The 20,670-nt window shown below is 63.0% G+C and carries 20 protein-coding genes; 6 read left to right on the top strand and 14 right to left on the bottom strand.

Annotation, left to right across the window (positions count from 1 at the left end):
- The first annotated feature begins 10 nt into the window (after nt 1-10).
- Nucleotides 11-1,477, top strand: a complete 1,467-nt coding sequence (pdxR, locus tag CRO23_RS06775) for a MocR-like pyridoxine biosynthesis transcription factor PdxR (RefSeq protein ID WP_016926869.1) — start codon at nt 11-13, stop codon at nt 1,475-1,477.
- Here pdxR (CRO23_RS06775) and CRO23_RS06770 read toward each other — a convergent pair.
- From CRO23_RS06770 to CRO23_RS06755, 4 genes are read right to left on the bottom strand one after another with little or no spacing between them, the layout of a single operon-like run.
- Nucleotides 1,474-1,974 (bottom strand): protein disulfide oxidoreductase, encoded by a 501-nt coding sequence (locus tag CRO23_RS06770; protein ID WP_016926868.1) that lies wholly within the window; start codon nt 1,972-1,974, stop codon nt 1,474-1,476. The two genes, pdxR (CRO23_RS06775) and CRO23_RS06770, sit on opposite strands and share 4 nt — an antisense overlap.
- Nucleotides 1,967-2,683, bottom strand: a complete 717-nt coding sequence (locus tag CRO23_RS06765) for a DsbA family protein (RefSeq protein WP_049300074.1) — start codon at nt 2,681-2,683, stop codon at nt 1,967-1,969. The genes CRO23_RS06770 and CRO23_RS06765 overlap by 8 nt, the downstream gene beginning before the upstream one ends.
- Nucleotides 2,680-4,716 carry a protein-disulfide reductase DsbD family protein gene (locus tag CRO23_RS06760; RefSeq protein WP_097101605.1) on the bottom strand — a complete coding sequence of 679 codons (2,037 nt, stop codon included), beginning with the start codon at nt 4,714-4,716 and terminating at the stop codon, nt 2,680-2,682. The genes CRO23_RS06765 and CRO23_RS06760 overlap by 4 nt, the downstream gene beginning before the upstream one ends.
- A 49-nt stretch (nt 4,717-4,765) precedes the next feature.
- Complete coding sequence (locus tag CRO23_RS06755; protein WP_033639760.1) at nt 4,766-5,128, bottom strand: hypothetical protein; 363 nt, start codon at nt 5,126-5,128, stop codon at nt 4,766-4,768.
- Nucleotides 5,129-5,333: 205 nt separating this feature from the next.
- Between CRO23_RS06755 and flk the strand changes: the two genes are divergently transcribed.
- Nucleotides 5,334-6,362, top strand: a complete 1,029-nt coding sequence (gene flk, locus CRO23_RS06750) for a flagella biosynthesis regulator Flk (RefSeq protein WP_049300076.1) — start codon at nt 5,334-5,336, stop codon at nt 6,360-6,362.
- 4 nt (nt 6,363-6,366) lie between these two features.
- On the opposite strand, the gene CRO23_RS06745 is transcribed toward flk, so the two are convergent.
- On the bottom strand, nt 6,367-6,822 hold the full coding sequence (locus CRO23_RS06745) for a rhodanese-like domain-containing protein (protein ID WP_079450307.1): 456 nt from the start codon (nt 6,820-6,822) through the stop codon (nt 6,367-6,369).
- A gap of 93 nt (nt 6,823-6,915) precedes the next feature.
- Here CRO23_RS06745 and pdxR (CRO23_RS06740) point away from each other — a divergent pair, with 93 nt between their 5' ends.
- The gene (pdxR, locus tag CRO23_RS06740) at nt 6,916-8,349 is read left to right on the top strand and encodes a MocR-like pyridoxine biosynthesis transcription factor PdxR (protein ID WP_176519316.1); all 1,434 of its coding nucleotides are present in this window, start codon (nt 6,916-6,918) and stop codon (nt 8,347-8,349) included.
- A 27-nt stretch (nt 8,350-8,376) separates the two neighbouring features.
- Here pdxR (CRO23_RS06740) and CRO23_RS06735 read toward each other — a convergent pair whose 3' ends face one another.
- A complete protein-coding gene (locus CRO23_RS06735) occupies nt 8,377-9,273 on the bottom strand; it encodes an endonuclease/exonuclease/phosphatase family protein (RefSeq protein ID WP_016926861.1) in 897 nt (298 codons plus the stop codon).
- Between the two features lie 217 nt (nt 9,274-9,490).
- Here CRO23_RS06735 and pepT point away from each other — a divergent pair, with 217 nt between their 5' ends.
- Nucleotides 9,491-10,738 (top strand): peptidase T, encoded by a 1,248-nt coding sequence (pepT, locus tag CRO23_RS06730; protein ID WP_097101601.1) that lies wholly within the window; start codon nt 9,491-9,493, stop codon nt 10,736-10,738.
- Here the strand turns inward: pepT and CRO23_RS06725 are convergent.
- Entirely contained in the window at nt 10,735-11,847 is a 1,113-nt protein-coding gene (locus tag CRO23_RS06725) for an SLC13 family permease (RefSeq protein ID WP_016926859.1), read from the bottom strand. The genes pepT and CRO23_RS06725 overlap by 4 nt on opposite strands.
- 152 nt (nt 11,848-11,999) lie before the next feature.
- On the opposite strand from CRO23_RS06725, the gene apbE reads away from it, so the two are divergent.
- Entirely contained in the window at nt 12,000-13,034 is a 1,035-nt protein-coding gene (gene apbE, locus CRO23_RS06720) for an FAD:protein FMN transferase ApbE (RefSeq protein ID WP_097101599.1), read from the top strand.
- Nucleotides 13,035-13,086: 52 nt separating this feature from the next.
- On the opposite strand, the gene CRO23_RS06715 is transcribed toward apbE, so the two are convergent.
- On the bottom strand, nt 13,087-13,308 hold the full coding sequence (locus tag CRO23_RS06715) for a hypothetical protein (protein WP_004936201.1): 222 nt from the start codon (nt 13,306-13,308) through the stop codon (nt 13,087-13,089).
- Nucleotides 13,309-13,520: 212 nt separating this feature from the next.
- Nucleotides 13,521-14,741, bottom strand: coding sequence for a beta-ketoacyl-ACP synthase I (fabB, locus tag CRO23_RS06710; RefSeq protein ID WP_016926857.1), 1,221 nt, complete (start codon nt 14,739-14,741; stop codon nt 13,521-13,523).
- A 170-nt stretch (nt 14,742-14,911) separates the two neighbouring features.
- On the opposite strand from fabB, the gene mnmC reads away from it, so the two are divergent.
- Complete coding sequence (gene mnmC / locus CRO23_RS06705) at nt 14,912-16,933, top strand: bifunctional tRNA (5-methylaminomethyl-2-thiouridine)(34)-methyltransferase MnmD/FAD-dependent 5-carboxymethylaminomethyl-2-thiouridine(34) oxidoreductase MnmC (RefSeq protein WP_097103074.1); 2,022 nt, start codon at nt 14,912-14,914, stop codon at nt 16,931-16,933.
- A gap of 41 nt (nt 16,934-16,974) precedes the next feature.
- Here the strand turns inward: mnmC and CRO23_RS06700 are convergent, their stop codons facing one another.
- The 5 genes from CRO23_RS06700 to aroC form a co-directional block, all read right to left on the bottom strand.
- Entirely contained in the window at nt 16,975-17,256 is a 282-nt protein-coding gene (locus tag CRO23_RS06700; protein ID WP_016926855.1) for a YfcL family protein, read from the bottom strand.
- A 32-nt stretch (nt 17,257-17,288) separates the two neighbouring features.
- Complete coding sequence (locus CRO23_RS06695; protein WP_016926854.1) at nt 17,289-17,846, bottom strand: elongation factor P hydroxylase; 558 nt, start codon at nt 17,844-17,846, stop codon at nt 17,289-17,291.
- An 80-nt stretch (nt 17,847-17,926) separates the two neighbouring features.
- The gene (locus CRO23_RS06690; protein ID WP_016926853.1) at nt 17,927-18,733 is read right to left on the bottom strand and encodes a sulfite exporter TauE/SafE family protein; all 807 of its coding nucleotides are present in this window, start codon (nt 18,731-18,733) and stop codon (nt 17,927-17,929) included.
- A gap of 3 nt (nt 18,734-18,736) precedes the next feature.
- Nucleotides 18,737-19,564: a penicillin-insensitive murein endopeptidase gene (gene mepA / locus CRO23_RS06685; protein WP_033639752.1), complete on the bottom strand. Its 828-nt coding sequence runs from the start codon at nt 19,562-19,564 to the stop codon at nt 18,737-18,739.
- A 5-nt stretch (nt 19,565-19,569) separates the two neighbouring features.
- The gene (aroC, locus tag CRO23_RS06680) at nt 19,570-20,655 is read right to left on the bottom strand and encodes a chorismate synthase (protein WP_004936219.1); all 1,086 of its coding nucleotides are present in this window, start codon (nt 20,653-20,655) and stop codon (nt 19,570-19,572) included.
- Nucleotides 20,656-20,670: the final 15 nt, after the last annotated feature.

Genomic DNA, 20,670 nt, shown 5'->3' with positions numbered 1-20,670 from the left:
CCAATTTCGCATGCACATCCCGTTAGATCGCGAACAGGACGTTCCGCTCTATTTACAGATCGAAGAAGCGCTGCGGCGCGCCATCCTCACCGGCGTGTTCGTCGATGGCGACAAGCTGCCCTCGACGCGCACGCTGGCGACCGAGCTGGCAGTCAGCCGTTTAACGGTGGATAACGCCTACGCCGAGCTGGCGGCCAAGGGCTTTTTGCATCAGCGGCGCGGCAGCGGCGCCTATGTCGCGCACCCGCAGGCGCAAACTCGCCCGGCCCGCCCGACCAGCGACGCCCCTTTCCCGCTGGAGAGCTTCACCACCCTCACCTCGCGTCTGGACGGCTACGCCGACGCCCCGCTGCCGGAGGGGCTGATCAACTTCGCCGCCGGCGTCGGCAGCCCCAAAATATTTCCGCTGGAGGCGTTTCGCAAAGTGCTGCTGTCGGTGCTCAGCCGCCACGCGGAAGAGGCCTTCAGCTACGGCGAATACTGCGGCTACTATCCGCTGCGCGATACACTGAGCCGCATCCTCAGCGCCCAGGGCATCCCCACGCAGGCGGAACAGGTGCTGATCACCAACGGTTCGCAGCATGCCATCAGTCTGGTGGTGCAAAGCCTGCTGGCGCCGGGTGATACGGTGATCGTCGAAGAGCCGACCTACGCCGAAGCGCTGGGTCTGCTGCGCCAGCACCGCATCAATATCGTCACCGTGCCCGGCGACCGCCACGGCATGCGGGTGGATTTGCTGCCGGAGTTGTTGGAACGCCACCGCCCCAAACTGATCTACACCATCCCCAACTTCCACAACCCGACCGGCCGTTGCCTGAGCGAGACGCGCCGGCGACGTCTGCTGGCAATCGCCCAACAGGCCGGCGTGGTGATCCTGGAAGACGACTTCGTCGGCGATCTGCGTTATCAAGGCAAACAACTGCCGTCGCTGCGCGCGCTGGCGCAGCCGGGCGCGGTGATCTACGTCAGCACCTTCTCCAAAATGCTGCTGCCCAGCATGCGCATCGGCTATCTGGTGGCGGACAGCGAACACTATCAGCGTTTCGCCAGGCTGAAGCACGTCGACAGCTTCACCAGTTCCAGCCTGATCCAGCGGGCGCTGGACGCGTTCGTCACCGTCGGCCGTTACGATAAGCAGCTGCGGCGCGCCGGGCGCGTCTATCGCCTGCATCTGGAAGTGATGATCGACGCGTTGCAACGGCGGCTGCCGCCGGGGTGCCGTTTCGAAACGCCGCAAGGCGGCTTGTTTATCTGGCTGACGCTGCCCGCGACGGTGACCACCGCCGAACTGATGCCGGCGGCCTGGCGGCACGGTGTCACCTTTGCCCGCGGTGAATGCTTCTATGCGCAGGAACAGCTGGGCGCACACGGCCTGCGGCTAAACTTCGCCGCCAACTCGCCGCCGCAGATTGAAGAAGGTATCGCCCGGCTGTGCCGGGCGATTGAGGAAGTGATAGCGGAGAAAAGCGCCGGTTAGACGGCGGCCCACCACAGCCGCAGCTTCATCCCCCAGTAGCTGGTCCAGCCGGTGGTGCTCTGCACCACCTTGCCCTGCGAGATCACCACGAAGGTCGGCGTCACGCCAATCCGCCACTGTGCCGACAGCGCGCCGGCCGGATCGTTGACCACCGGCAGCGCCAGCCGTTTACGCGCCAGCCACTGTTTCACCTGGGTATCGTCGCCCGAGCGCAGCGCGACGGTCAGCACGTTGCCGCCCTCCGCCTGCAAGCGGGCGACGTCCGGCGTGGTGAAACGGCAAACGCCGCACCAGCTGGCCCAAAAGTAAACCAGCAGCGGCCGCTCATGGCTAAGCTGCGCCAACGACACGCGCTCGCCGTCCAGCGAGGTCAGCGTCTGGGCATCGAAGGCCGGCGGCGCCTGCGGCGCGTTCAGCCAATCCATCACCGTGACCACCGCCAATGCGATCAGCGCCAGCAGCAGCAACTCGCGCCCCCAGCGCTTGAGCTTAGCCATTGTTGGCCTTCGCCAGCTGCTGCTTCACCATCGTTTCCAGCTCTTCATACGACACCGCTCCCGGCAGCATCCGATCGCCGATCAGCGTCGCCGGCGTTCCTTGTACGCCCAGTTGCTCCGCCAACGCCATATTGCTGCGCAGCGTGGTCATGCTCTGTTCGCTCGGCGCCACCGCCTTGACGCCGGTTTTCTCCTGCGCGGCGGCGATGCTGGCATTGTCGTGGAAGCCCTTTTTCGCCATCAGCCGCTGATGCAAGGCCCAGAATTGCTCCGGGTGCTGCTGCCAGGTGGTGAGCGCCACGCGCGCCGAGCTGACCGAACTTTCGCCCTTGAACGGCAGCAGCTTCACCACCAGCGCCACATCCGGGTATTGCTTGACGATCTTCTCCAGCATCGGATCAAACCGCTTGCAGTACGGGCAGTTATAGTCGGTAAAGGTCACCAGCGTCAGTTTGGCGTTGGCGGCGCCCAGCCGCGGGCTGGCCGGATCCTGATACAGCGTTTTGGCGTTCTGCTTGATAGCCTGGCTGATTTGCTGGCTGGCGGTTTGCTGCTGCCAGGCGTCCACCGCCTGCGCCAGAATGTCCGGGTTGGACACCAGCGTTTCGCGGATCATCTCTTTGATACGCGCCTCTTGCGCCGGGGTGAAAGGCTCGGCGGCCCACACCGGGGCGGCGATGATCATCAGTAAAATCAGTAGTTTTTTCATTGTTCGGTTCCTTTGGCATGGGAAAGCGTTTGCAGCACGGCGTCACGGGTCAACAGCGGGGATAACACCTCGCCGTCCGGGCTGCCGGGGCCATAGATTTGGTTGAAAGGCACGGCGACGCTGCCGCGCCTTTGCAGGAAGGCGCTGATGTCGGCCGACGGGCGGCTCCAGTCGCCGCGCAGCGCGACCACATCATCGGCGCTCAACGCCCGCTGTATGTCATCGCGCAGCAGCACATTGAATTTGTTGGCTTTGCAGGTCACGCACCAGTCGGCGGTCACGTCGACGAACACCCGCTTATGCTGCGCCAGCGCCTCGGCGATCGCCTGTTCGCTCAGCGGTTGCCACTGCACCCGATCCTGCAAGGGTTGACGCCACAGACCGGCGGTCAGCGAGCCGGCCAGCAAGGCCGCGCCCGCCAGCACCAACGTGCCCGCCGCCAGCTTGGCCGCCAACCGTGCCCCTTGCTGGCGCCACACCGCCAGCAGTAATGCCAGCAACGCCAGCGCCCCCAGCCACAGCGTGGCCTGCGCGCCGATATGATTGCTCAGCAGGCTCAGCAACCACAGCGACGACGCCAGCATCAGCAATCCCATCGCCAGCTTGACGGTATTCATCCAGCGGCCGGGGCGCGGCAACCGCAGCGCCAGCGACGGCCAGGCGGCGATCAGCAGCCACGGCAGACTCATGCCGATGCCGAGCGCGATGAACATGCCCCACAGCACCGGCAGCGACGCCGCCAGCGCGAAGGCCACCGCCGTGCCGAGAAACGGCGCCGAGCACGGCGTCGCCAGCAGCGTGGCGAACGCGCCCTGCCAGAAATGGCCGCTCAGACCGTGCCCGTTATGGGTCGCCAGCGAGGTATTCAGATCGGATGAGAGTCGCAGATGGAACAGGCCGAACAGGTTGGCGCTGAACAGCAGCGTCACCAGCACCATAAAGCCGATAAACCACGGATTCTGGAACTGAATGCCCCAGCCGAGCGCGTGGTTGCCGAGCCGCAGCAGCGTCATCAGCAGGGCCAACGCCATAAACGAGGCGACGATGCCCAGCGACGACGCCAGAAACTGCAGACGAACGCTGCGCCGATCGCGCCGCTCCACCTGCAGGATGGAGCCGAGTTTGATGCCCAACACCGGCAGGACGCACGGCATCAGATTGAGGATCAACCCGCCCGCCAGCGCCATCAATACCGCCTGCCATAGCGGGAACGCCGCACCGGCCGGCGCGGCCAGCGGCTCGCCGATCGGCAGCGTTATCTGCTGCGCCATGCCGCCGTCGTCGATCACCAACGTCAGCGTTTTGCCGCGCAGATCCGGCGCCGCATCGCCCCAGCCATCGCTGACCGGCACTCGCGCCAACAGCTGAGCGCCGTCGGTCTCGACCTGCGGCTTGCCGAGATCGGCATCCGCCAGGGTATCGAAGAACAGCGCAGGCTGTTGCCAGCCGGCGGCGCGTTCGGCGGAAATCTGCAGCTCGCCGCTGCGATACCCGGCCTTGACGCTTTCCGCCAACCCGGCGGCGATCGGCACCTGCCCCATTGCCTGCGCGAAGTCATGGTTAAACTGCGGATCGTTCGGCGTGGTCAGATCCAGACTGAACGGGTAGTCGGTCAGAATGCAGACGTTGCTGCAGGTGGACAGCGTCAGCGTACCCGCCAGCGGGCCGGACACCTGGCCTGGCATCACGATCGGCAGCGTGACCCGATCGTGATAGCCCTGGGTGGAAATGCCGGCCACCTCGAAACGCTGCGGCGTCGGCCAGTGCCAGGTCGCCGGCGGCGGGTTACCCTGCCAGACGATAGCCGGCGCGATGCCGCCTTCGCCTGGAGAGCGCCAGTAGGTTTTCCAGCCTTTTTGCAGCTCGACCGACAGCAGCAGGCGGATCTCTCCCGGCAGTGACGTGTCGGCGCGCAGCCGCACCTTGGCATGATCGTTGGCCGGATTTTGCAGCCAGCCGCTGTCCGCCGCCTGCAAGGCGGGCAGCCACAGCATAAACAGGCAAGCGCAGGCCAGCCTGATAATTTTCAACATGTTAATTCTCCATAAATGATTAATTCACCGCGAAAAACGGGCGATTAACTCATTCACGGAAGACGCATAATCGAAGGTGCACCCTGAGGGTGGGCGGAGAAATGGCGCGAGGAGGAGGAATGCGCAGACGCGCGGCAATGGTCGGCGCCAACAGCGCCAGCAGCAGACCCAGCCCGAACAGCACGGTTTCGAACATTACCGGCGGCGCGGCCAGCAATGATTTGGCGCTCAGTTCACAAGGCGTCGGCTGCGCTTCGGCGGCGGCGTCGCTGGATTGCACGGCAGTGGCGGCCGGGATCCCCAGCGTTTGCTGCAGCGCATGCAGGCCCGCCATGCGCTGGGTCATGCACGTCAGCACCACCAGGCAAGCCAGGCATAAAAACCATTTTGCAATCCGCTGCCGTTTAACCATGCCATCCTCATGTTCAGATCTGGGGTTATCTTAGCGACGCAGACGCGTTTAGCAACGTTTTGTCGGTAAAGAAATGTCTGAGCGGCGGTATTGATGGCGGCGATTTACAGGTATCATAGACGGTAAGCCTGCGCTTTTCGCCGGGTACGATGACGATTCTCTCCTCCAGGCACACTGCGGGGATACACAGCGAAGGACTGGTGATATGCAACCTTTGAGTGGGCCGGGCACCCCAATCGCCGGCGAACGCCCCCCCTCCCCGGGCAAAACGGCGGCCACTGACGATCAACCCCTCTCTCCGGCGCAGCGCACGACGCTGGAAAAACTGATCGTGAAAATCATGACGCTCAGCCCGGCCAAATCGGCGGAGATCTGGGCGTCTCTGCGTCACGATCTCGGCGCCGACAAAGGCGGCGAACTGCTGGCGCGCCATTTTCAACCGGCGGAACAGCTGCTGCAAACGCGCCTGACGCAGGCGCAACAAAACCATGCCGGGCGCCAACTGCTGCAACAGCTGGCCGAATTGCTGCCGCAGGGCAATAACCGCCAGGCGGTCAGCGACTTTATTCGCCAGCAGTTCGGCCATACGGTGTTGAGCCAGCTGAGCCCACCGCAATTGCAGCAGGTGCTGAATCTGTTGCAGACCGGCGGCCTGACCATTCCCCAGCCGCAGCAAACCGCCACCAGCGATCGCCCGCTGCTGCCCGCAGAGCATCAAAGCCTGCAGCAGCAGATCACCAAACTCAGCGCCGCGACCGGCGAAGCGCCGGCTAAAATCTGGCAAACGCTGTTCGATCTGGCGGGCGTGAAAACCAACGATCCGCTGCCGGCGCGCCACTTCCAGCTGCTGAACCAGTTTTTACAGGTGAAGGTGGCGCTCAGCCCGCAGAACGCGCCGACGCTGAACAACCTGCTGGCGGCGCTAAAACAGCCGGCGGATGAGCAAGAACTGCAGCAGATGAACGACTATTGCCAGGCGCGCTTCAACTGCGGCGCCAATGCACCGCTGACGCACCCGCAAATGAGCGACGCCATTCATCAGCTGTTTGCCCGCCGTCTGGATAAAGCCGGCCAGGCGCAGCCGATCGCCAGCCACCCTGTCGAACCGCAGCCGCTGCTCAACCCGCTGATCGCCGCTCTGCCTCTGCCGCTGCAGAAAGCGCTCAGCAAGCCGGCCGTGGCGCTGATCCTGTTGCTGTTGGCGTTGGCGGTCGTGCTGGCGCTGGTGTTTTAACGCCTCAGGCGCAGCCGCAGTCCTCAGCAGCCGCCCGATCGCGCAGCGATCCCGGCTGTTCTCCGATGGCCAATGGATGGCCATCGCGCAGCCAGAAGTCCAGCCCGCCGATCAGCTCCTTCACCCTGAATCCCAGTTTCGCCAGCTTGTAAGCGCCTTTGGTGGATCCGTTGCAGCCAATGCCGTCGCAGTAGGTCACATACACCTTTTGACGATCCAGATGCGCCGTGCCGGCTTCATCCATCAGGCGATGCGGCAAGCTGAACGCGCCGGGAATATGCCCGGCGGCGTACAGCGCCTCCGCGCGGGTATCGATCACCACTATCCCGTCCACGCCTTTGCGCAGATCTTCCGCCACATCCCAGGCATCCGCATAGCGGCTCAGTTTGGCCGCCAGGTAGGCCAAACTCTCTTCCGGCGCCGCCGGCGGAAAAGCCAGCACCAATGATTCTTTCGACATATCACTTACTCCCGTGCATCAAGACAGATGACAATAGTGCCCCATTTTGGTCTTATGATTGATACCCATTATCCACAGATGATAAGACCCATTATGCGGCACACGCTGATCACGCTGTTTCAGCAATCGCCCCAGGCCGTCGGCACACTGCGCGATCGTTTGTGCGCGGCATTGCGGCAAGCCATCCACCACGGCGCATTGAGCATTGGGCAACGCCTGCCCTCCAGCCGAGTGCTGGCTGGGGATCTGAGCCTCTCAAGGGTGACCGTCGAAGCAGCCTACGGCCAGTTGGAGGCGGAAGGATATTTGCAGCGCCGCGTCGGCCAGGGCACCTTTGTGGCGATTACCATCGCCAAATCACCGCCGCCGGCAGCCGGCTCCGGCTTGCCGCGCCTTTCGCAGCGCGGCCAACAGATCGTGCAAACCGGCGGCTGCCGCGATCCGCAGCAGCCACAGGCGTTTGCCGCCGGCTCGCCGGATCTGCGCGCGTTTCCGCTGGCCTTGTGGAAGCAGCTGACCGCGCAGCGCCTGCGGCTACAGGGGGAAAGCCTGCTGCGCTACGGCGACCCGCAGGGCTATTTGCCGCTGCGTGAAGCGATTGCCGCCCACGTCAACCAAACGCGCGGCGTAATCTGCGACGCAAACCAGGTTATCGTGCTGACCAGTTCGCAGCAGGCGCTGCAGCTGATCGCCACGTTGCTGCTGGACAGCGGCGACAGCGTCTGGATGGAAGAACCGGGTTACGCCGGGGCGAGAAACGCCTTTATCAGCGCCGGCGCCGCCCTGACGCCGGTGGCGGTAGACGGCGACGGCCTGCACGCTGAGCCCCCCTTGCCCGAGCCGCGTTTGATTTATCTGACGCCCTCGCACCAATACCCAACCGGCGCAGCGCTCAGCCTGGCGCGCCGATTGGCATTGCTGACGCTGGCGGAAAGGCAGCAGGCCTGGATCATTGAGGACGATTACGACAGCGAGTTTCATTACGACGGCCTGCCGATACCGGCGATGCAGGGCCTGGATCGCCGTGGCCGGGTACTGTACCTCGGCACCTTCTCCAAATCGCTGTTCCCTTCGTTGCGGTTGGCGTACCTGATCGTACCGCCCACGCTGGTTGAAGCGTTCGTCACCGCGCGCACGGTGTATGACGGCCACAGCGCGCAGCTGATGCAGGCGGTCACCGCCGAATTCATCCGCCAGGGGCACTTCGCCGCGCATATCCGCTACATGCGCCAACTCTACCATAGCCGGCGCGATGTGTTGCTGGCGGCAGTGCGCGAAAAACTCGGCCACTTCGCCACACCCGCTCCCGCCGCCGGCGGCCTGCAGCTCAGCGTCTGGCTGCCGCCCGGCCAGGAGGCGGCGCTCAGCCGGCAGGCGCGGCGGCTCGGCGTCCTTACGCCCGGGTTAACTGCGCAATACCAAACGGTTCAGGCCCAGCGCGACGGATGGCTGCTGGGCTTTTCGGCCCTGACGCCGGGCGAGATCCGCAGCGCCGTCGAGCGGCTAGCGCGGATCGCCGCGGCTTAGCCCTGCCCCGGAGAGACGCCGGCCGGCTTATTGCTCGGTCAGGCGCATCTCCGCCACCAGCGGCAGGTGATCGCTCACCGCCGGCCAGTGCACGCCGTTCCAATCGCCGCTGGCGTTCGGCACCGTCAGGCTGTCCAGATGCCAACGCTGCGCATTGCCGCTAAAGATGTAATCCACCTTGATTTCGGCGTTTTCCGCCGGCCAGCTGCGGCCGTCCTGCCCGTTGGGCATGATATCGTTCCAATAGCGGCTCAGCTCCAGCCAGGTGACGCTGCCCGGCACGTCGTTCATGTCGCCGAACAGCAGTTTGATGCCGCGCACTTCGATGGTGCGATCGTTCAGCTCCCGTACCTGATCCAGACGCATCGTCGGATCTTCCTTGGTATCGAGGTGGGTGTTGAACAGGGTGATCGGCGTCGGGAACTCCGGCACATCGACCTTGGCGCTGAAGGCGATGCGCTGCTCGCGCTGGCCGGACGGCAACGGATAGATCACGGCATCGTGCAGCGGATACTTCGAGAGAAACGCCAGGCCGTATTCACCGCCGTCGAAATCGATCGCCCGGCCGAACACCGCCTGCATGCCGGTAAGCTTCGCCAGTTCCGCCGCCTGATCGACCCGCCCGCTGCGGGCGGTGAGTTTATCCACCTCCTGCAGCGCCACCACGTCGACGTTCATCGCGCGAATCGCCTTGGCGATGGCGGTCATATCGCTGACCTTGCCGGCGGCGATATTGAAGCTGGCGACGCGGATCTTCGGCGCCTGTTCCAGTTCGTAGGTTTTGTTCTTCAGGCCGCCCAACGCGCTGGCCACCTCGCGGCTGTTGGCGTTGCTGTTGGCGTGCCCGGTATCGGCAGACGACCAGGCGCTGTGAGAGATACCCAGGGACAGTAAGGTGATAAGCAGAGCGTGACCCGTGTGCATGAATTCTCCTTGAGGGACAGATAAGTGTTATGTGGGCGCATCCCGGCCCACAGCTAACACCGATTTTGCCGCAGAAACCTGCGACTATTTCCTAGTTGCACCGCTATTTTTCGTTTCTGCGCGATACTTCGCATTCTGGCGGTTTACGCATTGCACCGTTGGACAAACGGCTGATTTCGTTTTAAAACCGGTAGATTGCCAACCGCGAGGAGTTCCGATGACCAGCCCGATTGCCGAACAGCTTACCGAACGTTTCTTCCGCTATCTGGCGGTGACCAGCCAGAGTAACGCCGCCGCAGCCACCCTGCCCAGCACGCCGGGGCAGCATGAGATGGCGCAACTGTTGGCGGACGAGCTGCGCCGGCTCGGCCTGGCCGACGTGCAAATCGACGAGCACGCCACCGTGACCGCGCGCAAGCCCGGCACCCAACCCGGCGCGCCGCGCATCGGCTTCATCACGCATATCGACACCGTGGACGTTGGCCTCTCGCCCGAGATTCGCCCGCAGCACCTGCGCTTCACCGGCGAAGATTTATGTCTGAACGCCGAGCAAGACATCTGGCTGCGGGTCGCCGAGCATCCGGAGATCCTGCCCTACCGGAACGAAGAGATCCTGTTCAGCGACGGCACCAGCGTGCTGGGCGCCGACAATAAGGCGGCGGTCACCGTGGTGATGACGCTGCTGGCCAACCTGACCGCGGCCGATCGCCACGGCGATATCGTGGTGGCGTTCGTGCCGGACGAAGAAATCGGCCTGCGCGGCGCCAAGGCGCTGGATCTGCAGCGCTTCCCCGTCGATTTCGCCTACACCATCGACTGCTGCGAACTGGGTGAAGTGGTATACGAGAATTTCAACGCGGCGGCGGCGGAGATCCGCATCGAGGGAGTGACCGCCCACCCGATGTCGGCGAAAAACGTGTTAATCAACCCAATACGCATCGCCAACGACATCATAAACCGATTCGACGTGCAGGATACCCCGGAGCACACCGAGGGGCGCGAGGGTTATTTCTGGTTCACCGATCTGGCCGCCAACGCCAATCAGGCGACGCTGAAGGTGTCGATTCGCGACTTCGATCGCGCGGCGTTCGAGACGCGCAAGGCCCGCCTTGAGGAGACGGTGCGCCAGGTGGCGGCCAACTATCCGCGCGCCAACGTCAGCTGCAGCGTCAGCGACATCTACAGCAACATCAGCAACGCCATCGGCGAGGACCGGCGCGCTATCGATCTGATCTTCGGCGCCCTCGCCGCCCACGGCATCCCGCCGAAGGTGATCCCGATGCGCGGCGGCACCGACGGCGCGGCGCTCTCCAGCCGCGGCATCCTGACGCCCAATTACTTCACCGGCGCGCATAACTTCCACTCGCGCTTCGAGTTTTTACCCGTCAGCGCCTTCGTGAAATCCTATCAGGTGACCCGCAGCATTTGCCTGCTGGCCGCGCGGCAAAGCGGCCAAGCGGCTTAGCTCATCACCCAACCGAGCAACGCGGCCCATACCAACAGCGGCAGCGAATAATAGTGGAAGCGCAACCAGATCATGCGCTCCCCCGCCATCCGCAGCGCAATCAGGTTGGCGAGCGATCCGATCGCCAACCCGAAGCCGCCGGCGTTGACCGCATAGGCCAGCTGAGCGCTGGAAGGCACATAGTTGAGCAACAGTATGGTGGCCGGCACGTTGCTGACGATCTGCGACAGCCCAACGCCCAACGCATACACGCCGCCCTCGCTCAGCCCGGCGATGGCGGCGAACGCCGGCTGAAGCGGCGGCAAACGGGTAAACAGGCCGACATCGATGAACATGGCGGCGAACACGAAAATCAGGCTCCAATCGATCTGCAACAGCACCCGGCGCGCCAGCAGCAAGAAACCGGCGAACACCGCCAACAGCCCATACAACGGCAGATCGAAATCGAGACTCAGCAGGAAAACCGCATACAGCCCTACGCAGCTCAGCAACAGCGGCCGCTGGTAGGGATACCCCTCGGTATTCGGCGCTTTCACAATGTCGCGCGCCGGGAAGCTTAACCAGGTCAGCGCCAGCAAGCTCAACATCATTGCGGCGCCAAACGGCGCCATCTGGCCGATGAAACCGAGGAAAGAGAGGCCGGAGCGGCTCCACAGCAGGATATTTTGCGGGTTGCCGATCGGCGTCAGCAACGAACCGGCGTTCACCGCCAGCGCCTGGAAGATGATCAAGCGGCCAACCGGCAGCGCCGACAGCTTTTTCAGCGTGATGGTGAGCGGAATGACGATAAACAGCGCCACATCGTTGGTAAGAAACGACGACAGCAGCGCGGCGGAAAACACCAGGAACAGCGCCAGCCGCCGTTCGCTGAGCAAGCGGTTGATAATCTTGCGGCCGACAAAATCGAAGTAACCGCTGACCTCCACGCCTTTGGTCAGCAGCATCAGCCCCAACAGGGTGATGAGGGTACGGCCGTCGATAAAACCACCCAGCGCTGTCAGCGGTTGCGGATGAAAAGCGAACATCGCCACGCCGGCCAGCAGCAATGCATGCAAGAAGCGATCTTTGATAAAGGGGTGGATAAGCCGAGAAATGGCGGTTGAACTCATGGTGGCTGCGTGAACCTCACCGAAAAGAATGGGCAGACGTTAGCTCAGACGCGGCTTCAGCGCCAGCAAAATGCTATTTTACCTTTATCCGCTTTTCATTTGCCGCGCTTTACTTTATTTGTAGCGGCTTTCTCGTTTTCAAAGGACATGTTATGGCTTCCCTGTTCGCCAAAGGGGCGTTGCTGAGCGCCTTATGCGCCCTGCTCGCCGCCTGCGACAATGCCTCCTCCTCCCGCCCGCAAATCGATATCGACGGCAAGACCATGGGCACCTTCTACAGCGTTAAGGTCAGCGGTGACGTCGCGATCGGCAAACAAGAGCTGCAGCGGCAGATCGACACGGTGCTCGAACGGGCCAACGACGATATCTCTACCTACCGCGCCGATTCGGTGCTGTCGCGGTTTAACCGCAGCGCCAGCCTCGGGGCGCAGCCGATCCCACGCGGCATGGCGGACATCGTGTTGATGGCTCAACGCATCGGCCGCGATACCGGCGGCGCCATGGATATCACCGTCGGCCCGCTGGTGAACCTGTGGGGATTCGGCCCAGACAAACATCCGGTCAAGGTGCCGGAACAGGCGCAGATCGACGCGGCGAAGCAGCGCACCGGCCTGCAGCACCTGAAGCTGATCAGCGACAACCGCGGGGAGTGGCTGCAAAAAGATCTGCCGGATATGTATGTCGATCTCTCAACGCTGGGCGAAGGCTATGGCGCGGATGAGTTGGTGCGCCTGATGAACCGCAACGGCATTACCAACTACCTGGTATCGGTCGGTGGCGCGGTCTCTTCGCGCGGCGTCAACGGCCAGGGCAAACCCTGGCGGGTGGCGATCCAAAAGCCGACCGATCGTGAAAATGCGGTGCAGGCGCTGGTTGATCTGCACGGTTACGGCATCAGCACCGCCGGCAGCTACCGCAACTACTTTGAACAAAACGGCCAGCGCTACTCCCATGTCATCGATCCGACCACCGGCAGGCCGATCAACCACCGGCTGGTTTCCGCCACGGTGATCGCCCCGACCGCGCTCGAGGCCGACGGCTGGGATACCGGTCTGATAGTGCTGGGCACGGAGAAAGCGTTGCAGCTCGCGGAAGAGAAAGGGCTGGCGGTCTACCTGATCAGTAAAACCGACGACGGTTTCAGCGCCGTGATGACGCCGCAGTTCAAAGCGTTTTTGGCGCAGTGAGATAAAAAAAGCCCGGCACGCCATGGCCGGGCTTAGTCCTGTTCCGCGCCGATCACTTGGTCAGCGCGATGATGCCGAGGGTCAGACCGGCAACCGCCGCCGCGCCGCCGGCGATCGCGCCCGCGGTTTCCCAGTTATCCTGAGTAGTGCCCTTCATGCAGGTGTTGGTATGCACCAGACGCCCCTGGTCATCGTAGACCGGCACGCAGGGAGAATCGGTGGCGCATCCGGCCAACACGGCCGACAGTAACCCAACCGCAATTAACTTTTTCATACTTCTTGCCTCAATGTTCGATCACTTTATAAAGCTACGCCGAGCGATAATCACGCTACCAGGCTATTGTATGCCCAACGCGTGTAATGGCGAGGTAATGATGTGTCAGGGGATGTGATTTGGGAAAACTCCGAGCGCCCGGCAAGTGGGCTTTGAGCAATAAAAAGCCCGCGAAAACGCGGGCTTGATGGCGAGGTGAGGCTCAGGCGGGATTATTTCGCCAGTTTGCGCATCACCAGGGTGGCGTTGGTGCCGCCGAAGCCGAAGCTGTTGGACATCACGGTGGTCAGCTCGCGCTGAGTCGGCTGAGTCACGATGTTCATGCCAGCCGCCTGCTCATCCAGCGTTTCGATGTTGATGCTCGGTGCGATAAAGCCGTGCTCCAGCATCAACAGGCTGTAGATCGCTTCCTGCACGCCCGCGGCGCCCAGCGAGTGACCGGTCATCGCCTTGGTGGAGGAGATAGCCGGGGTATTGTCGCCGAACACTTCGCGAATGGCGCCCAGTTCTTTCACGTCGCCCACCGGTGTGGAGGTGCCGTGCACGTTGATGTAGTCGATCGGCGCGTCCAGATCCTGCATCGCCATCTTCATGCAGCGCACTGCGCCTTCGCCCGAAGGTGCAACCATGTCGGCGCCGTCAGACGTTGCGCCGTAGCCGACGATTTCTGCGTAGATGTGCGCGCCGCGCGCCAGCGCGTGCTCCAGTTCTTCAACCACCACCATGCCGCCGCCGCCGGCGATGACGAAACCGTCACGATCGGCGTCGTAGGTGCGTGAGGCTTTTTCCGGCGTGTCGTTGTACTTGGTGGACAGCGCGCCCATCGCATCGAACTCGCAGGCCATTTCCCAGCACAGCTCTTCGCCGCCGCCGGCGAACACGATGTCCTGTTTGCCCAGCTGGATTTGCTCAACCGCGTTGCCGATGCAGTGTGCGGAGGTCGCGCAAGCGGAGCTGATGGAGTAGTTCACGCCGTGGATTTTGAATGGCGTCGCCAGGCAGGCGGAAACGCCGGAAGCCATGGCTTTGGTGACCACGTACGGGCCAACCGCTTTCAAGCCGCGCGGGCTGCGCATCGCATCGGCGCCGAACACCTGGAAACGCGGAGAACCGCCGCCGGAACCGGCGATCAGGCCTACGCGCGGGTTGTTTTGATACTCTTCTTCCTTCAAACCGGAAGACGCGATCGCTTCTTGCATCGCCAGGAAGGCATAAATGGAAGCATCGCTCATGAAACGCACCGCCTTGCGGTCGATCAGGCCGGTCGTGTCGAGCTTAACTTGCCCCCATACGTGACTACGCATGCCGGAATCTTTCAGTTCCTGGGAGAAAGTGATCCCAGAACGTCCTTCCTGCAGGCTCGCCAGGACCTCCTGCTGGTTATTACCAATGCTGGAGACAACTCCCAGGCCAGTAATCACTGCACGTTTCATTCAATACCTCTTCCACTATTTACCTACGGGATTTTGCATCGCACTTTAGCGTACAGATGTAAGCCGAACAAGTCCGATCAGCGTTTTTCAGCTTTATTGTTGTCCAGTTTGCGCCAGGGCGCCAGCGCCGTTAGAATTCGCGGCATCCCTTGAATTTCGAGCCATTGACCGTGAACCACGCCCCCATCCAAACCGCAACGCTAACCTGGAACGAACAGGGTACACCTGTTTCGAAACAGTTTGATGACGTCTATTTTTCCAATCAGGATGGGCTGGAAGAAACCCGTTATGTCTTCCTGCACGGCAATCGGCTGCCGCAGCGTTTCGCCGTCCACCCGCGCTCGCTGTTTGTCGTGGCGGAAACCGGGTTTGGCACCGGGCTCAATTTCCTCACGCTATGGCAGGCCTTCGCCGGCTTTCGCCAGGCCGAGCCGGACGCAACGCTGCAGCGCCTGCACTTTGTCAGCTTCGAAAAATTTCCCCTGCAGCAGGCTGACCTGGCGGCGGCGCATGCGCGCTGGCCGGAGCTGGCGCCTTACGCCGACGAACTGCGCGCCCAATGGCCGCTGCCGTTGCCGGGTTGCCATCGCCTGCTGTTAGCCGAAGGCCGCATTACGCTCGATCTGTGGTTCGGCGACGTCAACGATCTGCTGCCGCAGTTTGACGCCAGCATGAATAACCAGGTGGATGCCTGGTTCCTCGACGGCTTCGCGCCGGCAAAAAATCCCGACATGTGGACCGATCAACTGTTCGCCGCCATGGCGCGTTTCGCCCGGCCGGGAGGCAGCTTCGCCACCTTTACCGCCGCCGGCTTCGTGCGCCGCGGCTTGCAACAGGCCGGTTTTCAGGTCAACCGCTGCAAAGGCTTCGGCCAAAAACGTGAAATGCTCGCCGGCGAGCTCCCGGCCGATGCGCAGCCCGCCGCACACCCAACGCCCTGGTATCGACGCCCGGCGGCGGACAACACCGCCGACATCGCCCTGATCGGCGGCGGCGTCGCCAGCGCGCTCACTGCGCTGGCCTTGCTGCGGCGCGGCGCCACCGTCACGCTGTACTGCGCCGATGAACAGGCGGCCGAAGGCGCATCCGGCAACCGCCAGGGCGCGATTTATCCTTTGCTGAACGGCAGCGGCGACGCGCTGGAGAGTTTCTTCAGCGCCGCGTTTCCCTTCGCCCGCCGCCAATACGACGCCCTGTTGCAACAAGGCGTCGCCTTCGATCACCAGTGGTGCGGCGTCAGTCAGTTGGCCTATGACGAAAAGAGCAGCGCCAAGATCGCCAATATGCTGAAAACCGACTGGCCGCAGGCCTTGGCGATGGCGGCCGACCGCGAGACGCTCAGCGAACGCTGCGGCGTCGATACCGGCTTTGGCGGCATCACCTACCCGCTAGGCGGCTGGCTGTGCCCGGCCGAGCTGACGCGCGGCGCTATCGCGCTGGCGCAGCGCCAGGGCTTGGTCTGCCGCTATCGGCACGATGCAAAGATGCTGACGCAGGAAGAAAACGGCTGGCGCATCGATTTCGCCAACGGCGACAGCCGGCGCCATGCGACGGTGATCCTGGCCAACGGCCATCGGTTGGCCGAGCTGGCGCCGACAGAAGCCCTGCCGCTGTATTCGGTACGCGGGCAGGTGTCGCATATCCCGACCTCGCCGGCCCTCGGTCAACTGAAGCAAGTCTTGTGCTACGACGGCTACCTGACGCCGATTAATGCCAACAACGGCCAGCACTGCATTGGCGCCAGCTATCAGCGCGGCGACATCGCCACCGACTACCGCGAGCAGGAGCAACAGGAAAACCGCGAGCGCCTGCTGCGCTGCCTGCCGGAGCAGGCCTGGCCGCAGCAGGTGGACGTCAGCGCACGCCAGGCGCGCTGCGGCGTGCGCAGCGCCACCCGCGATCATCTGCCGATGGTCGGCGCGCTGCCGGACTATCAGGCCACGCTGACGCAGTATCAGGATTTGCAGCGGCAAAATCAGCGCGGCGAAACCGTCGCCGATGCGCCGGTCTATCCCGGCCTGTTCGCTATCGGCGGATTAGGCTCGCGCGGGTTGAGCTCGGCGCCGCTGGCGGCGGAAATTTTGGCGGCGCAGCTGTTCGGCGAGCCGTTGCCGGGCGATGCGCGCCTGCTGGCGGCGTTGAATCCGAATCGGATGTGGGTGCGGAAATTACTGAAGGGACGTGCGGTTTAATCAACCCGGAGGGGCGCGGCGATCGCGCCCCGGCATGGCGGTCAGGCGGCAGGGGTGGCAGCCTGATAGAGGTTTTCCCACATGCCGCGCACCAGGATCTGATCCGGCGGCGAAAGTTCACCGGCGGCGATCGCCTTGTGCAGGCTCTCCTCCACCCGCGCTTTCAGCGCTTCAGCGGTGTGTTCGCCCTGCTCTTCCGCTTCGGCCACCGCCAGCGTCAGATGACCGCGCAGGTAGCCACCGGCAAACAGTTCATCATCGCTGGCGTGCTCTACCATGTCATCAATCAGCGCCAAAATGCGCGCTTCAAATTCTGCGATCATCAAATTTCCTCATTAAATAACGGACTGTGGCGTCAGTTGAGATCTTCCGGATACGGAAAATGCTCGGCCGCCAACGGTGGCGTATTGTAGAACGATTGCAGCGCCTGAATAAAGCGCGCAGGCCTTGTGGGTATTCCCTGCTCCAGCAGCGTCAATACCCGGTCGCGCACCTTGCGTTGGAACGCAATGCGATCCGGCTCGCAGTCGCCATTCAGGTTGTCGCAGCTGACGTTAAACGGGAAACCGGCCGCCACACAGAACATCCATTCCAGCGCCTGCGGTTTTATCTCCACGGCTTCGAATTCGCTCTGGGTCTGCGCGTCGCGCCCGTCCGGGCAATACCAATAACCGAAGTCCACCAATTGACGGCGCGCTTCACCGGCGATGCACCAGTGCGAGATTTCGTGCAGGCCGCTGGCGTAGAAACCGTGGGCGAACACGATGCGGTGATACGGCAGTTCATCGTCGGCCGGCAGGTAAATGGGTTCGTCGTCGCCCTTCACCAGGCGAGTATTGTAGTCATCGCTGAAGCAGCGATTGAAGATCTCGATCAGCTGTTCATAGCGATGACGGGTCTGCGTGTCTGACATAAAAACTCTATAACCACAAAAATAAAGAGGCCATTATACCCGATAAGACAGGGCGCGTAAGCAGCGCCCCCTTTTCATCTTTAACCGTGCATCAAGGCGGTCAACCACTGCTGAATTTCCGCGCCGTGATTGTCGTACAGCAGCTTGAGGCTCATCACCAGCGAAACGATCACGATCATCGGCCGAATCAATTTCTGGCCGCGGGTCAGCACCATGTGCGCGCCCAGACGCGCCCCCAGCACCTGCCCCACCAACATCACCAGACCGATGCTCCACACCACCTTGCCGCCGATGATGAACAGCGCCAACCCGCCGACGTTGGAGGTAAAGTTCAGCACTTTGGCGTGCGCCGTGGACTTGGCAAGGTTGAAACCGCACAACGTCACGTAGGCCAACGCGTAGAATGAACCGGCGCCGGGGCCGAAAAAGCCGTCGTAAAACCCGACGCAACCACCGGCCACCAGCCCGAACGGCAAGGCGCCAAGGCGGCGTTGACGATCTTCCTCCCCCAGTCGCGGCATCAACAAGAAATAGAGACCGATGCCGATCACCAGCAGCGGCAACATCTGCCGCAGCAAATCGGCGCGCATATGCTGCACCAAAATGGCGCCGGCGATCGAGCCGATCAGCGTCAGAAAAATCGTCAGCTTCTGGTCGTTGAGATTCACCGCTCGCCGACGAATGAAGTACAGACTGGCGGAGAAGGAGCCGCCGACCGACTGCAACTTATTGGTCGCCAGCGCCTGCGCCGGAGGAACCCCCACCGCCAGCAGGGCCGGCACCGTCAGCAACCCGCCGCCGCCGGCGATGGAGTCGATAAACCCCGCCAGCAGCGCTACCGCAAACAACACCCCGAGCATCTCGGGGCCAATGACGAACCAGTCCATGTGTTATTCCGCTGAGAAATGGTGATCCAGCAATGCCTGACAGGTCGGCGGTAACGGCGGCGGCACGGGTTTGCCCGGCTTCGCGTTCGGCTGATGCGGTACGAACCAGCTCGCCAGTTCGGCGCCGCAGCCGTCGCCCGGCGGCGGCGTATCCTGCTCCTGGCACTCCAGGCTGCCGGCCGGACAACGCAGACGCACGTGCATGTGCGCACGGTGGCCGAACCACGGCCGCACCTTGTGCAACCAGGCCCGATCGGCGCCGGCATCCAGGCACAGGCGCTGCTTGATCGCCGGATTGACGAAGATGCGCGTCACCTCCGCATCCTGTGCCGCCAGCTTAATCAGCGACTCAATTTGCGGTTGCCATTGGCGCGCCACCACCTGCTTGCCGTCGCCCGACACCAGGTCGATCGGCTGCGGCTTCAGCAATTGCTGCGCGCTCCAGCGTTGGCGCGGCAACTGCAGCCAGATGTCGACATCGAGCCCCGACTGGTGGCTGGCGTGGCCGCTGCTGAAGCGCCCGCCGGCCGGCATCGCCATGTCGCCGATCAGCACCGTGCCCAGCGCTTTCTGATTCGCCTGGCTGCTGAGACGCTGAATGAACGCCAGCAGATCCGGGTGGCCGAAATAGCGGCGCTGGTCGGTACGCATCACCTGGTAGTTCGGTGAGTTCAGCGGCAGCGGCTGCGCGCCGATGACGCAACCGTTGGCGAAACCGCCCACCGCCTGCGGCGCGCCGGCCACCGGATGGTCGATTTTCTGCCACGGCGTCAGCGCCATGGCGGAAGCGGAGGCCGTCAGGGCCAGTAGGCCCAACATCCAGTTTTTCATGGCGATTACCAGCGCGGCACGTCGGAAACCACATCACCGTTTTGCGCACGCTGGCGCAGCAGGTGATCCATCAACACGATCGCCATCATCGCTTCGGCGATCGGCACGGCGCGGATGCCCACGCACGGATCGTGGCGACCGCGGGTCACCATTTCCACCGCTTCGCCCTGGCGATTGATGGTGCGCCCCGGCACCATGATGCTGGAGGTCGGTTTCAGCGCCAGATGCGCGATCACCGGTTGGCCGCTGCTGATGCCGCCGAGAATGCCGCCGGCATGGTTGCTCTGGAAGCCTTCCGGGGTGATTTCATCGCGGTTTTCGCTGCCGCGTTTGGTCACCACGGCGAACCCGTCGCCGATCTCCACGCCTTTCACCGCGTTGATGCTCATCAGCGCGTGCGCCAGATCGGCGTCGAGGCGGTCAAACACCGGCTCACCCAGGCCAACCGGCACGTTTTCAGCGATCACGCTGACCTTGGCGCCGATGGAGTCGCCCTCTTTTTTCAGCGCGCGCATCAGTTCGTCCAGCGCTTCCAGCTTGTCCGGATCCGGGCAGAAGAACGGGTTCTGCTCGACCTGATCCCAGTCTTTCAGCTCACAGGTCACGTCGCCGATCTGCGCCAGATAGCCGCGCACCTGCACGCCGAACTTCTGCTGCAGGTATTTCTTGGCGATAGCGCCCGCCGCGACGCGCATGGCGGTTTCACGCGCCGAAGAGCGGCCGCCGCCGCGATAGTCGCGCAGACCGTATTTCTGTTCGTAGGTGTAGTCGGCATGCCCCGGACGGAACACGTCTTTGATGGCGCTGTAGTCTTGCGAACGCTGATCGGTGTTTTCAATGATCAGACCGATGCTGGTGCCGGTGGTCACGCCTTCGAATACGCCGGAGAGAATACGCACCTGATCCGGTTCGCGACGCTGGGTGGTGTAACGCGAGGTGCCCGGACGACGGCGGTCCAGATCGTGTTGCAAATCGGCTTCGGTAAGCGGGATGCCTGGCGGCACGCCGTCGACGATACAACCCAGCGCCACCCCGTGAGATTCACCGAAGGTGGTGACGCGGAAAATCTGCCCAATACTGTTTCCTGCCATCACGGCTCCTTACCG

Origin of the sequence: Serratia sp. JKS296 (assembly GCF_900215445.1) — a bacterium.
GTDB classification, from domain to species: Bacteria; Pseudomonadota; Gammaproteobacteria; order Enterobacterales; family Enterobacteriaceae; genus Serratia; species Serratia marcescens.
Note: the sequence above shows the minus strand (reverse complement) of the source record. Positions and strands in the feature narration are given on the sequence as shown.

Excerpts from the sequence above, each read along its gene's own strand:
- pdxR (WP_016926869.1), top strand. The coding sequence starts at position 11 with ATGCACATCCCGTTAGATCGCGAACAGGACGTTCCGCTCTATTTACAG.
- CRO23_RS06770 (WP_016926868.1), bottom strand. The coding sequence starts at position 1,974 with ATGGCTAAGCTCAAGCGCTGGGGGCGCGAGTTGCTGCTGCTGGCGCTG.
- CRO23_RS06765 (WP_049300074.1), bottom strand. The coding sequence starts at position 2,683 with ATGAAAAAACTACTGATTTTACTGATGATCATCGCCGCCCCGGTGTGG.
- CRO23_RS06760 (WP_097101605.1), bottom strand. The coding sequence starts at position 4,716 with ATGTTGAAAATTATCAGGCTGGCCTGCGCTTGCCTGTTTATGCTGTGG.
- CRO23_RS06755 (WP_033639760.1), bottom strand. The coding sequence starts at position 5,128 with ATGGTTAAACGGCAGCGGATTGCAAAATGGTTTTTATGCCTGGCTTGC.
- flk (WP_049300076.1), top strand. The coding sequence starts at position 5,334 with ATGCAACCTTTGAGTGGGCCGGGCACCCCAATCGCCGGCGAACGCCCC.
- CRO23_RS06745 (WP_079450307.1), bottom strand. The coding sequence starts at position 6,822 with ATGTCGAAAGAATCATTGGTGCTGGCTTTTCCGCCGGCGGCGCCGGAA.
- pdxR (WP_176519316.1), top strand. The coding sequence starts at position 6,916 with ATGCGGCACACGCTGATCACGCTGTTTCAGCAATCGCCCCAGGCCGTC.
- CRO23_RS06735 (WP_016926861.1), bottom strand. The coding sequence starts at position 9,273 with ATGCACACGGGTCACGCTCTGCTTATCACCTTACTGTCCCTGGGTATC.
- pepT (WP_097101601.1), top strand. The coding sequence starts at position 9,491 with ATGACCAGCCCGATTGCCGAACAGCTTACCGAACGTTTCTTCCGCTAT.
- CRO23_RS06725 (WP_016926859.1), bottom strand. The coding sequence starts at position 11,847 with ATGAGTTCAACCGCCATTTCTCGGCTTATCCACCCCTTTATCAAAGAT.
- apbE (WP_097101599.1), top strand. The coding sequence starts at position 12,000 with ATGGCTTCCCTGTTCGCCAAAGGGGCGTTGCTGAGCGCCTTATGCGCC.
- CRO23_RS06715 (WP_004936201.1), bottom strand. The coding sequence starts at position 13,308 with ATGAAAAAGTTAATTGCGGTTGGGTTACTGTCGGCCGTGTTGGCCGGA.
- fabB (WP_016926857.1), bottom strand. The coding sequence starts at position 14,741 with ATGAAACGTGCAGTGATTACTGGCCTGGGAGTTGTCTCCAGCATTGGT.
- CRO23_RS06700 (WP_016926855.1), bottom strand. The coding sequence starts at position 17,256 with ATGATCGCAGAATTTGAAGCGCGCATTTTGGCGCTGATTGATGACATG.
- CRO23_RS06695 (WP_016926854.1), bottom strand. The coding sequence starts at position 17,846 with ATGTCAGACACGCAGACCCGTCATCGCTATGAACAGCTGATCGAGATC.
- CRO23_RS06690 (WP_016926853.1), bottom strand. The coding sequence starts at position 18,733 with ATGGACTGGTTCGTCATTGGCCCCGAGATGCTCGGGGTGTTGTTTGCG.
- mepA (WP_033639752.1), bottom strand. The coding sequence starts at position 19,564 with ATGAAAAACTGGATGTTGGGCCTACTGGCCCTGACGGCCTCCGCTTCC.
- aroC (WP_004936219.1), bottom strand. The coding sequence starts at position 20,655 with ATGGCAGGAAACAGTATTGGGCAGATTTTCCGCGTCACCACCTTCGGT.